The 15030-nt window shown below is 71.9% G+C and carries 12 protein-coding genes; 5 read left to right on the forward strand and 7 right to left on the reverse strand.

The annotated features are described in order from the left end of the window. Positions 1–152 precede the first annotated feature (152 nt). Both ACIRG6_RS35270 and ACIRG6_RS35275 read right to left on the reverse strand, forming a co-directional pair. Complete coding sequence (locus ACIRG6_RS35270) at positions 153–542, reverse strand: hypothetical protein (RefSeq protein ID WP_350726721.1); 390 nt, start codon at positions 540–542, stop codon at positions 153–155. Between the two features lie 83 nt (positions 543–625). Continuing rightward, positions 626–4063: an ALF repeat-containing protein gene (locus ACIRG6_RS35275; RefSeq protein WP_364684889.1), complete on the reverse strand. Its 3438-nt coding sequence runs from the start codon at positions 4061–4063 to the stop codon at positions 626–628. Positions 4064–4445: 382 nt separating this feature from the next. On the opposite strand from ACIRG6_RS35275, the gene ACIRG6_RS35280 reads away from it, so the two are divergent. Both ACIRG6_RS35280 and ACIRG6_RS35285 read left to right on the forward strand, forming a co-directional pair. After that, a complete protein-coding gene (locus tag ACIRG6_RS35280; RefSeq protein ID WP_350726725.1) occupies positions 4446–4976 on the forward strand; it encodes a hypothetical protein in 531 nt (176 codons plus the stop codon). A gap of 53 nt (positions 4977–5029) precedes the next feature. Continuing rightward, positions 5030–7243 carry a trypsin-like serine protease gene (locus tag ACIRG6_RS35285; RefSeq protein WP_403325905.1) on the forward strand — a complete coding sequence of 738 codons (2214 nt, stop codon included), beginning with the start codon at positions 5030–5032 and terminating at the stop codon, positions 7241–7243. A gap of 80 nt (positions 7244–7323) precedes the next feature. Here the strand turns inward: ACIRG6_RS35285 and ACIRG6_RS35290 are convergent, their stop codons facing one another. From ACIRG6_RS35290 to ACIRG6_RS35300, 3 genes are all read right to left on the reverse strand, one after another. After that, positions 7324–8610: a DUF2637 domain-containing protein gene (locus ACIRG6_RS35290; protein WP_381690308.1), complete on the reverse strand. Its 1287-nt coding sequence runs from the start codon at positions 8608–8610 to the stop codon at positions 7324–7326. A gap of 99 nt (positions 8611–8709) precedes the next feature. Beyond that, the gene (locus tag ACIRG6_RS35295) at positions 8710–9588 is read right to left on the reverse strand and encodes a DUF3558 family protein (protein WP_364684883.1); all 879 of its coding nucleotides are present in this window, start codon (positions 9586–9588) and stop codon (positions 8710–8712) included. Positions 9589–9705: 117 nt separating this feature from the next. Beyond that, positions 9706–10593, reverse strand: a complete 888-nt coding sequence (locus ACIRG6_RS35300) for a DUF3558 domain-containing protein (RefSeq protein WP_364684881.1) — start codon at positions 10591–10593, stop codon at positions 9706–9708. Between the two features lie 204 nt (positions 10594–10797). On the opposite strand from ACIRG6_RS35300, the gene ACIRG6_RS35305 reads away from it, so the two are divergent. After that, complete coding sequence (locus ACIRG6_RS35305) at positions 10798–11991, forward strand: RtcB family protein (protein ID WP_364825027.1); 1194 nt, start codon at positions 10798–10800, stop codon at positions 11989–11991. 20 nt (positions 11992–12011) lie between these two features. Here ACIRG6_RS35305 and ACIRG6_RS35310 read toward each other — a convergent pair whose 3' ends face one another. Continuing rightward, positions 12012–12791, reverse strand: a complete 780-nt coding sequence (locus ACIRG6_RS35310) for an SDR family NAD(P)-dependent oxidoreductase (RefSeq protein ID WP_403325911.1) — start codon at positions 12789–12791, stop codon at positions 12012–12014. Positions 12792–12847: 56 nt separating this feature from the next. Continuing rightward, on the reverse strand, positions 12848–13186 hold the full coding sequence (locus ACIRG6_RS35315) for a YnfA family protein (protein WP_350726809.1): 339 nt from the start codon (positions 13184–13186) through the stop codon (positions 12848–12850). Positions 13187–13311: 125 nt separating this feature from the next. Between ACIRG6_RS35315 and ACIRG6_RS35320 the strand changes: the two genes are divergently transcribed. Together ACIRG6_RS35320 and ACIRG6_RS35325 are read left to right on the forward strand one after the other, a co-directional pair. Then, the gene (locus ACIRG6_RS35320) at positions 13312–14412 is read left to right on the forward strand and encodes an LLM class flavin-dependent oxidoreductase (protein WP_365024835.1); all 1101 of its coding nucleotides are present in this window, start codon (positions 13312–13314) and stop codon (positions 14410–14412) included. Continuing rightward, entirely contained in the window at positions 14409–15029 is a 621-nt protein-coding gene (locus ACIRG6_RS35325) for an FMN reductase (RefSeq protein ID WP_403325914.1), read from the forward strand. The genes ACIRG6_RS35320 and ACIRG6_RS35325 overlap by 4 nt, the downstream gene beginning before the upstream one ends. The last annotated feature ends 1 nt before the right edge of the window (position 15030 follow it).

A 15030-nucleotide genomic window follows, 5' to 3' on the forward strand; every position in this document is an offset into this window, starting at 1 on the left:
AATCAGAGGAGCACGCCCGCTCCCGCGGCGCCCGCGTCTACGGCGAGGCGGCCGGGGGGGGGGGGGGGGGGGGGGGGGGGGCCCCGCCCCCCCCCCCCCCCCCCCCCCCCCCCACGTCGGTGGCGGACCCTGGGTACGCGGCTGGCGGCTCCCTAGGAGTGGGAGAACCACACGCCGACGACGACCGCGATCATGACGAACATCGAAAACGTGATCCACACCAGGGACGGTGTGTGAACCTTCACCTTGATGTCGGGATTCTGTTCCTGTTTCAGGATGTCGGCCGCGACCCATTTCCTCACCGGGACGATCATGACGAGAAATGTCAGGAGAATGGCCGCGTAAAGGTACAGGGTCACGGCGAGCGAATAACTTTTCGCCAGGGCGAACAGCAGCAGGGTGGCGCCGAGGACGAGGGGGATGAAGGAGACGCTCGTCTTCCCCTTCGGGGTGGGCATCGACCAGCGCATCAGGGCTATGTGCACCGGGGTGACGGCGACGGCGATGGCGGCCCAGGCGAGGGTGGGCAAGGACAGGAACACAGTCGATGGTCCTTCCGGGACGGAATGCGCAGAGCACTTTACTGGACTGTTCGCATTCCGCCCCGGAATGTGTCACGGCCCGATTACCAGGGGGTCAGTGAGTGCCAGGCGTCGCTGACGGTGTCGGTGACCGTGTCTTTCGCGTCGTTCCACTTGGTGGTGAACACGCCGACCGCCGGTGAGATCAGTTCCTGCTGGAGGCGCGCGGCGAGTACCGGGGCGGAGCGCAGGCCCTCGGTGCCCCACTTGATGATTCCGGAGACACCGCCGAACTTCGTGAACGGTATGCCGCCGGTGAGGACGGCGATGGCGACGCCCGCGGAGGAGGAGAGGAAGGCCGAGGACGTCCAGCCGTCGGTGAACCCGGTGATCACGGCACCCGCGACACCGGTGACGAGCGACACCGAGCCCGCGATTCCCGCGATCGCCTCGCCCAGCGGCGGCGGGATCAGCAGGGACGCGGCGGCGATGCCGCCCGAGATGGTGGAGACGGCCGACAGGACGTTGGCGACGTCGCGCCAGTCGTCCTTGGTGCCGCCGAGGAACGTGCCCGGCTCGTCGACCTTGTCGCTGTTCTCGGTGTCGGAGGGATCGACACCGCTCTGCTGGTTCTTGCGGGCCTCCTCCGCCGCCTTCCTGGCCGCTTCGGCCTGCTCCGCCTTCCGCTTGGCGACGGCGATCGCGCGTGCCTCCGACGCCGCCTTCGCGGCCTCGGCGGCGTCCTTCCCCGCCTGTGCGGCAGAGGCCTGGGCGGCGGTCGCGGAGGCCTGCGCCGAGATGGCGGACTGCACCGCGGCGGCCGCGGACGCGGTCGCCTGGTTCGCGGAGTAGTTGGCGCGCCGGGCGGCCGAACGCGCGGTGATGGCCGCGTTCCGCGCCGTCGCGGCGGACGCCGAGGCGTCCTTCGCGGACTGCTCCGCGGCGTCCGCGTGCGCGTCCGCCTCCTTGGCGTACTCGTTCGCCTGGGTGGCGGACTTCTTCGCGGCGTCGGCCCACGCGAGCGCCTCGTCGGCCGCGTTGCGTGCCTCCGCCGCCGCCTTGGCCGCTTCCGCGGCGTCCGTCTGGGCGTCCTGCGCGATCTTGGCCGCGTGGGCGAGGGAGGCCCGGATGGCGGCGATGTGGGCGGCGGCGTCGGCGTCGAGCTGCACCATGCGCGGGTGCACGGTGGTGAGGAAGTCCCGGAGCATCCACTCCGGGCCGTCCAGGGCCACGGTCCCCGCCATCTTGGTGTAGGGGCCGGCGGTGTTGAGGATCGTGAAGACGGCGACGTTGTCGTCCTGCTTCTGGGCCTCCGCGTACTTGGTGGCGAAGAAGTCGTGGAGGGCCTTGGCGGAGCCGTCGGACAGGGCCGCGTTGGCGGCCTGCGTCACCGCCTTGCCCGGGTTCTTCGACAGGATGCGGAAGATGGACACCGAGTTGTCGGTCTTCGCCGCCTCGATCATGCCCCCGTTGAGGAAGGCGGCGGCCGCGCCGGAGTCGGCCGACTCCAGTGCCCGCTGCGCCGCTTCCGCCACGGCGGGGGTGGAGATCTGGGCGATGTAGAGGACCGTCTCCCGGTCGTCCTGGTTCTGCGCGATGAGCCGGTCCGTGTCGACCCAGGCCAGGATCGCCTGGTCGTCCGAGGCGAGGGCGTACTCGGCGGCCTCACGGGTCCAGGTGCCGTGGGAGTCCAGGAGCCTGAGACAGGCCTTGCGGCCTGCGGTGATCGCGCCCGCCTCGTCGCCGGCCGCGAGCGCCCTCTCCGCCTCGGCGATGAGGTCGAGGGTCTCCGTGTCCTGGGCCTGCTTCTGGGTGAGCTGGTTACGGGCGGCCGCGACGTCCTGCGCCTCGATGGCGGCGAGGCGGCGGGCCTCGTCGCGTCCCTGGAGCGTGTGCTCCTCGATCTTCGCCTGCTCCGCCTCCCGGGCCTGCCGCTCCACCTCCTGCGCGTCGGTGACGGCCTTCAGCGCGGCGTCGGCCGCCGACTTGGCCGCGGCGGCGTACTTGGCGGAGCGGTTGGCGTAGTCCACGGCCTGACCCGCGTACTTCACCGCCTCCTCGGCGGCTGCGGCGGCGTTGTCGGCGTGCTGGGCGGCCGAGTTGGCGGCGTCCCGGGACGCCCGCGCCGAGCTCGCCGCGATCGCGGCCAGGGACTGGGCGGCGTTGGCGGCGGCGGTGGCCCGCGCGGCCTGCGCGTCCGCCTCGGCCGCGGCGGCACGGGCGGCGGCGGCCTCCGACTGCGCGGTTCCGGCGGCGGAGGCGGCGGTGGCGGCCGAGTTCGCGGCGGCTGCGGCGTTGCGTGCCGCCGAGGCGGCGGAGGAGCCGGCGGAGGAGGCCTGCGAGGCGGCCGTCGCGGCGTAGTCCGCCGCTGCCGCGGCCGTACGTGCCTTCGCCGCGGCGTTGCGGGCACCGACCGCCGCGTTCTTGGCGGCCTGTGTCTTGGTGGCGTCCTTGGACGCGGCCATGGCGGAACGGTAGGCGGCCGAGGCGGCCCGCGCGGCGGTGGCGGCGGCGGCAGCGGCGGCGTGCGCCGCCCAGGCGGCCCGGCGGGCCGCCGACTGGGCCGCGTTGGAGGCGGAGATGGCGGTACGGGCCGCCTTCGCGGCACCCGTCGCCGCGCCCGCCGCCTTGCGGGCGGCGCGCGCGGACTTGGCCACGTCCTCCTTCGCCGCCTGCGCCTCCTCGGCGGCTTCGAGCGCGGCCTGCTTCGCCTTCTCGGCGGCCGTCTGGGCCTTCTCCGACTCGGCCTTCGCCTGCTCCGTGGTCAACTGCGCCCGCTTGCCCTCGCGTTCGACGATGGCGACGAGCTGGTCGATGGTGGCCGTCTCCTGGTCACGGGCGCGGGCGATGTGCTGCCCGGTTTCCAGGAACCAGTGGATGGCGCCTGCCGTGCCCTCGTCCAGGGCCCGCTGCGCGTAGGTCTTCACCTCGGGGGAGGCGGTGGCGAGGACCTTGAAGACCTCGGCCCGCTCGTCCTCGAAGCGCGCGGTGAACTGGGTCTCGGTGATGAACTTCATCAGGGCGTCGGAGGAGCCGTCCGCGAGCGCCGTGCTCGCGGCCGCCTTCACGCTCTTGTCGCCCTGGTTCATGAGGGTGAAGGTGAGGACGCGCAGGTCCTCCAGCTGTGACGCCTCGTAGCCGCCGGCGAGGAAGGCGGAGATCGCCTCGTCACCGGCGGTCAGAGCCGCGGTGATGTCACGCGCGCCGCCCTTGCCGGAGGCGGAGAGCGCCTTGAAGAGGGCGACGCGGTTGTCCTCCGCGATCGCGGCGGGGAGGCCTGCGGCGACGAACTGCTCGGCGTCGGCCACGCTGCCCGCGAGGGCCGCCGCCGCCGCGCTCTTCACGGCCTGGCCGCCCGCCTTCCACGCGCTCACCGCCTTGCCCCGCGCGGTGTCCGGCAGGGAGGGCAGGTCGGGTACGTCCCCCGCCGTCGCGGTGGCGGCGTAGACCTGGGCTGTACCGATGAGCGGGAGGGCGGCGGCCGTCGTCGTGGCGGCCGCCGTGGTCAGAAAGCGCCGTCTGCTCCAGAAAGTCGTGTCCAAGATCAAGTCCGTCCGGTGGGCGAACCGGCGGCCGCGGTGAGCAGCCGCCGGTCACGGGTGGCTGGTCGTCGGTGCCGCACACCGGCCGGCGACGAGTCGACCGTCCAGACACGTCGGGGCAGCTGTGCAGCGGAAGCCGAACAGGAGTGCTACGAACGCACGGGCGGGACAGTACGCAACGAGCGGGGCGGTCGGCTACTGATCGAGCGTCAAGAAAGCGCGTGAGAAGAGGCACACGCACGGTAACGGTGGACCGTGGGGAAACTTCCTTTTTGGTCCAGTGTTCTGATCGCCGGTCACGTGTTTGAATGCGGCGGCGTGGCCGTCCGACAACTTGACGTCAGGCAACGGTGGTTGGGCGACTCGACACCAGAACACATCGATGAGCAAGGGGACTTGCATGATCGCCGCCGTCAGAAGAATCGCTGTGACCGGTGCCGTCGCCGCGGCATGCGCGGCAGCCGTCGCCACTGTCGGCTACACCGCCTCCTCCCACGACGACGCTCCCGCCACCGCGGTGGCGGACACGCAGCCCGGCTACGCGGTGGAGGACTTCAACTACCCCCAGGCCGACAAGATCGAGGCCGAGCAGGGGATCGTCCTCAAGCGCGGTGACGGGCACATCGTCCTCGCCGAGTGCGGCAGCGAGACGGGCCTCCTCGAGGTCTACTCGCGCGTCAACGCGAAGGTCTGCTTCCGCGCCACCGGCACCTCCGGATACCTCAGCCTCGAGGTCAAGTCCGTGTACGGCGTCAAGGGCGCCGGCAGCCAGGACGCCGACCTGACCCTCAAGGCCCCGGACGAGACACCGCAGGAAGTCAACGTGCCGGCGAACTCGTTCACGCCCGTCGGCGAGTCCATCGACCCGGACCAACGGGACCACATCCTGGTCGAGATCCGCACCAGCAAGTGACCCCGCCCGGCCCACCCGCCCATCCGACCGGACACGCACCGAGGAATTGCCCCATGCCGCATGCCAGACCCGTGCGCCGCGCCACACTCGCCGCCTGCCTGCTCGCCGCACCGCTCGCCCTGACCGCCGTACCCGCGCACGCCGTGACCGGACCCGCCGTCGCCGCGTCCGACACCACCCAGGCCTACGCCGCGCAGATCGTCGTCGGCGACCACGACCGCGGCTGCTCCGGTGTCCTGGTCGACACCGAGTGGCTGCTGACCGCCGCCAGCTGCTTCGCCGCGAACCCCGCCGAGAGCCTCGCCGTGCCCGCCGGCAAGCCCGCGAAGAAGACCACCGCGACCATCGGCCGCGCCGACCTCACCGGCACCGGCGGCGCGGTCCGCGAGGTCGTCGAGCTGGTCCCGCGCACCGACCGGGACGTGGTGCTGGCCCGGCTGAACCGTCCGGTCACCGGCGTCAACCCGCTCGCGCCGGCCACCACCGCGCCGGCCGCGGGCGAAGAGCTGAAGCTCGCCGGCTACGGCCGCTCCCGGAGCGAGTGGGCGCCGCTCGCCCTGCACACCGGCGTCTTCACGGTGGACGCGTCCGACGCCACGTCCGCCACCGTCACCGGCAAGGACGGCGTGGCCGCGTGCATGGGCGACACCGGCGGCCCGCTGGTCCGCACCGTCGGCGGCGCGCAGCAACTGGTCGCCCTGGCCAGCCGCTCCTACCAGGGCGGGTGCTTCGGCATCGACGCGGCCGAGACCCGCACCGGCGGCACCGCCGCCCGCGTCGACGACCTGGCTCCGTGGATCGCGTCGAAGGTGGGCGCCACCCGCGTCACCGACTTCAACTGCGACGGCGTCGAGGACATCGCCGTGGCCGACCCGACGGCCGCCGTCGGCGGCGACGCCAAGGCCGGTCTGGTGCGCATCGTGTACGGCGGCGGCAAGGGCACCGCCGAGATCAACCAGGACCTCGACTGGGTGCCCGGCGGCTCCGAGGCCGGCGACCAGTTCGGCCAGGCCATCGCCGTCGTCGACTACAACGAGGACGGCTGCACCGACCTCGCCGTCGGCACCCCCCTGGAGAACCTGGGCGAGGCGACCGACGCCGGCATGGCCGACATCCTCTACGGCGCCCCGGGCGGCCTGGGCACCGGCGTCACCAAGAACACCCACTTCCAGCAGGCCTCCGGCGGCGGCTCCCTCGCCGCGTCGACCCCCGAGACGGGCGATCACCTGGGCGCGGCGCTCGCCGCCGGGACCACCGCGGCCGGCGAGCCCTTCCTCGCGATCGGCGCGCCCGGCGAGAGCCTGGGCAGCCTCGCCAAGGCGGGCGAGGTGTTCTACGCGCACGGCACCGCCAACGTGGCCCTGCACCAGGACGTCGAGGGCACTCCGGGCACCGCGGAGGCGAACGACCGCTTCGGCGAGACCCTCGCCGCCGACGCCAACCACCTGGCCATCGGCGCCCCCGGTGAGGCCATCGGCACCGACGCCGAGGCCGGCGGCGTGGCCGTCTACTCGCACACCCTGAACGCCGACAAGCGGCCCACCCCGCTGTTCGGGCTCGACCAGGACCTGGACGCGGTCTCCGGCGGCGCCGAGCCGGGCGACCTGTTCGGCGCGTCCCTCGCCCTCGTCCCGTACCGCCCGGCGGGCGCGGCGAGCGCGAACGAGTCGATCCTCGCCATCGGTTCGCCGGGCGAGACCCTGGCCGTGAACGGCGCCGACAAGGCCGAGGCGGGCAGCGTCACCACCCTGCGCATCACCGCTTCCGGTACCTTCAGCGCGCTCAACTACTACTGGTCGGGCACCGGTGACGACGACGTGTCGGGTGCCGCCGAGGCCGGGGACCACTTCGGCGCCGCGCTCAGCGCCGTCAACACCGCGCCCCGCGCGGTGAGCACCGGTGCCACCCTGAAGCTGGCCGTCGGCATCCCGGACGAGGCCCTCGGCACCACCGCGAGCGCGGGCGCCGTGCACGTCTTCTCGCTGCTCGGCTCGCCCGGTGCGAACGACAAGTGGATCGAGTCCGGTGACGGCGACGGCATCCCCGGCGCTCCCGGCGCCAACCAGCGCCTCGGCTCCAGCCTCCACTTCACCGGCACCCACCTGTACGTCGGCATGCCCTACGGCCCCAGCACCTACGGCGCGCTGTACGCCCTGCCGATGGCCAACGTGACCCTCGGTGAGACGAACGCGGCGGTCACCGTCTACCAGCCCGGACAGGGCGGCCTCCCGGCCGCCGGCACCGACTTCGGATACGCGGCCCGGTAGGACGACGCACCCACGCGGCAAAAAAAGGGGGGCGCCCGGTGTTCGCCGGGCGCCCCTTCGCCGTGTCCACCGCACGCCGGTCAGGCGGGGTGCGTCTCCTCCAGCTCCGCGTTGTACAGGTCCGTGAAACGGTTGACCATGCGCTTCGCCTCCTTCGGCGGGAGCACGATGCCGAACTCGGCCTCGACGTTCTCGCCGAACTCCCGCGGCGTCGGATAACCGCTGCCGGTGATCGACTTCTTGAACACCTGGTAGTACTCCTCCTCGTCCGGCTCCGCGACCGGCAGGCCGCCGCCATCGCCCAGCTCACGCGTGCGGCCCGGGACGACCGGGATGGGGAAGCTGCCGGTCTCCTCCGGGGAGGGCTCCTCGACGGGCGGCTCCTCCTCGTACTGGTCCCGGTACTCGTCGGCCTGCTGCTGCTCCTCGTACCACTGGGCGTACTGCTCGGCCGGGTCGTACGTCGGGTCGTAGCCGCCCTGGTACGCGACCTGGCGGGGGGTGTTGAACCAGGGGCTCTCGTCCGGCTCCGGCTCCTGCTCCGCCTGCGGTCCGTGCGGCGGCCGGTCCGCCTCGCGGGCAGGGACCAGCTCGGGACGCTTCTCCGCCGCGGGGGGCGCCGCCGACGGGGCCGGCGCCTCGGCCTGCGGCTGCGGCGCGGGCGGCAGCAGCGCCGGCTCGATGCCCGCCGCCGCCAGACCCGCCGGGGCCGTCTGCGCGAGGGGCACGCCGTAGCGGGCCAGACGCAGCGGCATCAGGGACTCCACCGGAGCCTTGCGCCGCCAGGTCCGGCCGAAGCGGGAACGCAGCCGCGCCTGGTACACCAGACGCTCCTGCTCCAGCTTGATCACCTGCTCGTAGGAGCGCAGCTCCCACAGCTTCATCCGGCGCCACAGGAGGAAGGTGGGCAGCGGGGAGAGCAGCCAGCGGGTGAGGCGGACACCCTCCATGTGCTTGTCGGCCGTGATGTCGGCGATCCGGCCGACCGCGTGCCGGGCCGCCTCGACGGACACCACGAACAGCACCGGGATCACCGCGTGCATGCCCACGCCCAGCGGGTCCGGCCAGGCCGCCGCGCCGTTGAACGCGATGGTCGCCGCCGTCAGCAGCCACGCCGTCTGACGCAGCAGCGGGAACGGGATGCGGATCCAGGTGAGCAGCAGGTCCAGGGCGAGCAGCACGCAGATGCCCGCGTCGATACCGATCGGGAAGACGTAACTGAAGTTCCCGAAGCCCTTCTTGAGGGCCAGCTCACGGACCGCCGCGTACGAACCCGCGAAGCCGATCCCGGCGATGATGACGGCACCGAAGACGACCATGCCGATCAGCACGCGATGCGTCCGTGTCAGCTGAAGTGGCGCGGCCACCCGTACTCCCCTCCCAGTGCCTGTTGTTGCGCGCAACAGGGTGGCACATCTGTGCGGGTGCCGGGTGGCCGGTGGGTCTTCGGGCCTACCCGACGACCGTCAGCTCTTGCCCGCCGTGGACGTCGGCTTGGGCGACCCGGAGCCCGACGCGGACGGTGCCTCGGACGCCGGCTTGGAGCCCGACGGTGTCGCGGAAGGAGACGCCGAGCCGCCCGACGCGCTGCCGTTGGCGGCCGTCACCGAGGCCACCGCCTCCTTGGCCGCCTTCTCGGCTGCCTTGGTCAGGTCGTCGGCGTCCGGCGTCTTGTCGCCGGCCAGACCCGCGCCGTTGTAGTCGACGGTGACGACGACGTTCTCGACGCGCGCCACGACCGTCTGCTGCTTGAAGGTGCCTTCCTTCTTCTTCAGGTCGTAGCGCACGACCGCGGCCTCGTCGCCCGTGCCGCTCACCGGCGTCGTCTTCACGCTCTGCGCGCCCTCGGCCGTCTGCGCGTCCTGGAGCTGCTTCATGTAGTGGTCACGCGCCAGCTTGTCGCCCGCGCCCCGCGCCACGTCCGACTCGAAGCGCAGCATCGCCACACTCAGCCAGCGGAACTGCGAGCCCTTCACGCCGTTGTCGTCCAGGCTGTCCCAGGAGCAACTGCCGCGCGTCGCCGTGTCGTTCGACGCGCCCTCCTTGCCGGAACCGGCCTTCGGCACCAGCTCCTCCAGCGTCTTCTTCGACAGCGTCGAGCACGGCTCCGGAAGCTTCCCGTACGCCGCCGCCTGCACCGTCGGGGACGGGCTCGCGGACTTCGACGCGGCCGTCTTCTCCGCCGCCTTGTCCTTGCCGTCGCCCGAGCCGGAGTCCGAGGAGCAGCCGGCTGCCACCAGCATCACGGGTACGGCGGCCGCGCAGACAAGGACGCGGGTAAGTCGCTTCGCTCGCTGATCACGCTGGTCACGCTGGGCTCGTCGCTGCATGGTTCCTTCACTCATGGCACTCGTGGTTCCTGCGTTCGGATCGGGTCCGAGGGGTCACGGTACGCGTTGGTCACCGCGCCCGGTCCGGCTCCCCGCGCTTCACGGGCAAGGCGCACGGAGCCGGGAACGGCCTCAGCCACCGAGCGAATCGGCCAGCTGGGAGGCGAGTTTCCGCGCCCTGTCCTGCAGTTCCTTGCTGTCGGGCACGACTCCGACCGTCGCCGACTGCTCGGCGTACTCGATGGTCACCATCACGTTCGACGTGCGGAACGCCACAGTCACCGTGCGCCGTTTCGCCGTCGAACCTGAGCTGCTCAGCTCGTCGTCCAGGAACGCCTCGTCGCCCAGGTCGTCCAGCAGACGCGGCTGGAGGTCGGTGGGGGTGCCGTCGGAGGCGGACGGGCTCGACGAGGGCGCGGTGGCCGAGGCGGAACCCGAGGCCGACGCGGAGGGCGAGGCGCTCGGACCGGTGGACGACGGGCCGGACGACGGGGTGCCGGACGGGGAACCGGAGACCGGCGCGGACCCCGAGGCCGACTCCGGCCCGGAGGCCGACTCCGAGACGACCGGCTCGGGCAGGTCGGCCGCCTGCACCTGCTGGGCGAAGAGCTGCTCGGCCTGGCTGTCGTCGCTCACGGAGTTGTCGTACGACACGACCCGCTCGAAGTCGACGAAGAGATGGTCGGTGGCGTCCGCCGACTCGACCTTCCAGCGGCAGCCGACCTTGCGGTCGGTGTCGTACGCCAGCGTCGGCTCGCCCGCGTACGCCTTCTCGCGCTGCAGCTCGTCCGCGATCTCCTGGATGCCGGGCAGCAGCGAGTCGAGCGTCTTGTGCCCGATCGCGCGGCACGGCTCCGGGAGCGTGCGGTACTTGCCGGGCTGCGCCACCTCGCTGGCGACGCCGGGCTGTCCGGGGTTGGACTGGTCCGTGGTGGCGCCGTCGTCCGAGCCGCCGGTGCAGCCGGCCAGCACCACCGCCAGGAGGGCGGCGACGCCGGGTACGTAGGCCTTCCGCTGCACGGTGCGGCTCCTCTCGCCGGTGTGGCTGTGGTCGGTACTCCAGTGTCCCCGCTGGTTATTCGCTTGCCGCGCGGGGGCGCCCCCTGGAGACAATGTGTATCGCACGCGCCGCCGTGAACGCCGGTCAGCTGTCTCTTTGGCTGCCCTTGGCGCCGGTTTTGCGCTTTGAGACTTCTGTTTGCTTTCCGGGGGAATGAGGACGATATGTCGTACGTGGAGATGCCGGGCGCGAAGGTGCCGATCCGCATGTGGACCGACCCGGCGACGGTCGAGGACGTGGCGCTCCAGCAGCTGCGCAACGTCGCGACCCTGCCGTGGATCAAGGGCCTGGCGGTCATGCCGGACGTGCACTACGGCAAGGGCGCGACGGTCGGGTCCGTGATCGCGATGCGGGGCGCGGTGTGCCCGGCGGCGGTGGGGGTGGACATCGGCTGCGGGATGTCGGCGGTGAAGACGTCCCTGACGGCGAACGACCTGCCGGGCGACCTGTCGCGGCTGCGGTCGAAGATCGAGCAGGCGATCCCGGTGGGCCGCGGGATGCACGACGACCCCGTCGACCCGGGCCGCTTCCACGGGCTGGCGACCGCGGGGTGGGACGACTTCTGGGGGCGGTTCGACGGCGTGGCGGAGGCGGTCAAGTTCCGTCACGAGCGGGCCGGAAAGCAGATGGGAACGCTCGGAAGTGGGAACCACTTTGTCGAAGTCTGCACGGATACATCCGGTTCTGTCTGGCTGATGCTGCACTCCGGTTCGCGCAACATCGGCAAGGAGCTGGCCGAGCACCACATCGGCGTGGCCCAGAAGCTTCCGCACAACCAGGGTCTGGTCGACCGCGACCTCGCGGTGTTCGTCGCGGACACCCCGCAGATGGCGGCGTACCGCAACGACCTGTTCTGGGCGCAGGAGTACGCGAAGTACAACCGCACCCTGATGATGGCGCTCCTGAAGGACGTGGTCCGCAAGGAGTTCAAGAAGGCGAAGCCGGTCTTCGAGCAGGAGATCTCCTGCCACCACAACTACGTGGCGGAGGAGCGGTACGACGGCATGGACCTGCTGGTGACCCGCAAGGGCGCGATCCGCGCGGGGTCCGGGGACTACGGGATCATCCCGGGCTCCATGGGCACGGGTTCGTACATCGTCAAGGGCCTCGGGAACGACAAGTCCTTCAACTCCGCCTCCCACGGCGCGGGCCGGCGCATGAGCCGGAACGCGGCCAAGCGGCGCTTCTCCACCAAGGACCTGGAGGAGCAGACGCGGGGCGTGGAGTGCCGCAAGGACTCCGGGGTCGTGGACGAGATCCCGGGCGCCTACAAGCCCATCGAGCAGGTCATCGACCAGCAGCGCGACCTCGTGGAGGTCGTGGCGAAGCTGAAGCAGGTCGTCTGCGTGAAGGGCTGACGCCCGGGCAGCGTCCGGCGTCAGCCCTCGCGGTGGACCTTCGTGTTCGAGGCCTGGGCGCGGGGGCGGACGACCAGGAGGTCGATGTTGACGTGGGCGGGGCGGGTGACCGCCCACGTGATGGTGTCGGCGACGTCGTCGGCGGTCAGGGGGTCCGGGACACCGGCGTAGACCTTGGCCGCCTTCTCCTCGTCGCCGTTGAAGCGGGTCAGGGCGAACTCGTCGGTCTTGACCATGCCGGGCGCGATCTCGACGACGCGGACCGGGCGGCCGACGATCTCCAGGCGCAGGGTCTCGGCGAGGACGTGCTCCGCGTGCTTGGCGGCGACGTAGCCCGCGCCGCCCTCGTAGGTGGCGAAGCCGGCGGTCGAGGAGACGATCACGACCGTGCCGTCGCCGCTCGCCTCCAGCTTGGGCAGGAGCGCCTGGGTGAGGTTGAGGGTGCCGATGACGTTCGTCTCGTACATCCGGCGCCAGTCCTCCGGGTCGCCGGTGGCCACCGGGTCGGCGCCCAGTGCGCCGCCCGCGTTGTTGACGAGGACGCCGATCCCCTTGAACGCGGTCGCGAACTCCTCGACCGCCGCGCGGTCGGTGACGTCCAGGGGGTAGGCCGTCGCCTTGTGGCCGGCGGCCTGGATCTCCTCGGCCAGCGCCTCGATGCGGTCCTTTCGGCGGGCGGTGAGGACGACGCGGTAGCCGGCGGCGGCGAGCTGCCGGGCCGTGGCGGCGCCGATGCCGCTGCTCGCACCCGTGACGACGGCGATGCGGGAGGCGGCGGACGGGGCGGCTGCGGTGGCCATGGGCTGCTCCTTGGTTCGTACGACCGGTCGCCGCCCAGCGTAGTCAGCCGGCGTGGTCAGCCCCCGTGGCGCGGTGCCCACATGATCAGGGCCATCCCGGCCAGGCAGACCAGCGCGCCCGTCACGTCCCAGCGGTCGGGACGGTAGCCGTCGGCGACCACGCCCCACAGGATCGAGCCGGCGACGAAGATGCCGCCGTACGCGGCGAGGATGCGGCCGAAGTGGGCGTCGGGCTGGAAGGTGGCGACGAAGCCGTAGGCGCCGAGGGCGAGGACGCCGCCGGCCGCCCACAGCCAGCCGCGCTGTTCGCGTACGCCCTGCCAGACCAGCCAGGCGCCGCCGATCTCGAAGAGGGCGGCGACGACGAAGAGGGCGGCGGAGCGCAGGACGAGCATGCAGGCAGCTTCGCACGGTGGGGGCGGGCGCCGGGGAGTGGGGGAGCAGGGGGCGGAATAACGTCGGGGGCCGGGTCGTTCGACGGGTATAGTTGAACCGTCAACAACTTGGAGGTTGAGCGACCATGCAGTTCGGCATCTTCACCGTCGGTGACGTCACTCCGGACCCGACCACGGGGCGTACGCCGACCGAGCGTGAGCGCATCAAGGCCATGGTCGCCATCGCGCTGAAGGCGGAGGAGGTCGGGCTCGACGTCTTCGCGACCGGCGAGCACCACAACCCGCCCTTCGTGCCCTCGTCGCCGACCACGATGCTCGGTTATGTCGCGGCGCGCACCGAGCGGCTGATCCTGTCCACCTCCACCACCCTGATCACCACGAACGATCCGGTGAAGATCGCCGAGGACTTCGCGATGCTCCAGCACCTGGCGGACGGCCGGACGGACCTGATGATGGGGCGCGGCAACACCGGCCCGGTCTATCCGTGGTTCGGCAAGGACATCCGCGAGGGCATCAACCTGGCCGTGGAGAACTACGCCCTGCTGCACCGGCTGTGGCGCGAGGACGTCGTGAACTGGGAGGGCAAGTTCCGCACCCCTCTGCAGGGCTTCACGTCCACGCCCCGCCCGCTGGACGGCGTCGCGCCGTTCGTCTGGCACGGCTCGATCCGTTCCCCGGAGATCGCCGAGCAGGCCGCGTACTACGGCGACGGCTTCTTCCACAACAACATCTTCTGGCCCGCCGACCACACCAAGCGCATGGTCGAGTTCTACCGCAAGCGCTACGCCCACTACGGGCACGGTACGCCCGAGCAGGCGATCGTCGGCCTGGGCGGGCAGGTGTTCATGCGGAAGAACAGCCAGGACGCGGTGCGCGAGTTCCGGCCGTACTTCGATGTCGCGCCGGTCTACGGGCACGGTCCGTCGCTGGAGGAGTTCACCGAGCAGACGCCGCTGACCGTCGGCTCGCCGCAGCAGGTGATCGAGAAGACCCTCGCCTTCCGCGACTACGCCGGTGACTACCAGCGCCAGCTGTTCCTGATGGACCACGCGGGGCTGCCGCTGAAGACCGTGCTGGAGCAGCTCGACCTGCTCGGCGAGGAGGTCGTGCCGGTGCTGCGCAAGGAGTTCGCGAAGAACCGCCCGGCGGACGTGCCGGACGCCCCCACCCACGCCTCGCTGCTGGCGAGCGCGAAGAACGCCGAGCAGGAAGGAGCACGGGCATGAAGCTCGTCGTCGTCTCCGCGGGACTGAGCGTCCCGTCCTCCACCCGGCTGCTGGCCGACCGGCTGGCCGCGGTCGCCGCCCCGGCGGCCACCGCGCCGGAGCCCCAGCCGGCCGCTGTCCGGGTGATCGAGCTGCGTGACCTCGCGGTGGAGATCGCGCACACCTTCACCAACGGCTTCCCCGGGCGGGAGCTGTCCGCCGCCTTCGACGCCGTGCGGTCGGCCGACGGCCTGATCGTCGTCACGCCGGTGTTCTCGGCGTCGTACAGCGGGCTGTTCAAGTCGTTCTTCGACGCGCTGGGCGCCACGGAACCGGACGCCCTCGCCGGGAAGCCGGTGCTGATCGCGGCGACCGGCGGCACGGCCCGGCACTCGCTCGTGCTGGAGCACGCGCTGCGTCCGCTCTTCGCCTACCTCAAGGCCGTCGTCGTCCCGACCGGCGTCTACGCCGCCTCCGAGGACTGGGGCGCCGAGGGGCTGGACGGGCGGATCGAGCGGGCGGCGGGGGAGCTGGCCGCGCTGATGACCGGGCTGTCGACGGTCCGGAAGCCGGCCGGGGACACCGCCGAGGTCGTGCCCTTCGAGGAACGCCTCGCCGCGCTGCGGCCCGCCGGGTGAG

Origin of the sequence: Streptomyces flaveolus, assembly GCF_044765825.1 — a bacterium.
Taxonomy (GTDB): domain Bacteria; phylum Actinomycetota; class Actinomycetes; order Streptomycetales; family Streptomycetaceae; genus Streptomyces; species Streptomyces flaveolus.

What these genes read in the sequence shown, in the direction of transcription:
- ACIRG6_RS35325 (WP_403325914.1), top strand. Translation starts at nt 14,409, where the DNA reads ATGAAGCTCGTCGTCGTCTCCGCGGGACTGAGCGTCCCGTCCTCCACC.
- ACIRG6_RS35285 (WP_403325905.1), top strand. Translation starts at nt 5,030, where the DNA reads ATGCCGCATGCCAGACCCGTGCGCCGCGCCACACTCGCCGCCTGCCTG.
- ACIRG6_RS35315 (WP_350726809.1), bottom strand. Translation starts at nt 13,186, where the DNA reads ATGCTCGTCCTGCGCTCCGCCGCCCTCTTCGTCGTCGCCGCCCTCTTC.
- ACIRG6_RS35305 (WP_364825027.1), top strand. Translation starts at nt 10,798, where the DNA reads ATGTCGTACGTGGAGATGCCGGGCGCGAAGGTGCCGATCCGCATGTGG.
- ACIRG6_RS35280 (WP_350726725.1), top strand. Translation starts at nt 4,446, where the DNA reads ATGAGCAAGGGGACTTGCATGATCGCCGCCGTCAGAAGAATCGCTGTG.
- ACIRG6_RS35295 (WP_364684883.1), bottom strand. Translation starts at nt 9,588, where the DNA reads ATGAGTGAAGGAACCATGCAGCGACGAGCCCAGCGTGACCAGCGTGAT.
- ACIRG6_RS35310 (WP_403325911.1), bottom strand. Translation starts at nt 12,791, where the DNA reads ATGGCCACCGCAGCCGCCCCGTCCGCCGCCTCCCGCATCGCCGTCGTC.
- ACIRG6_RS35320 (WP_365024835.1), top strand. Translation starts at nt 13,312, where the DNA reads ATGCAGTTCGGCATCTTCACCGTCGGTGACGTCACTCCGGACCCGACC.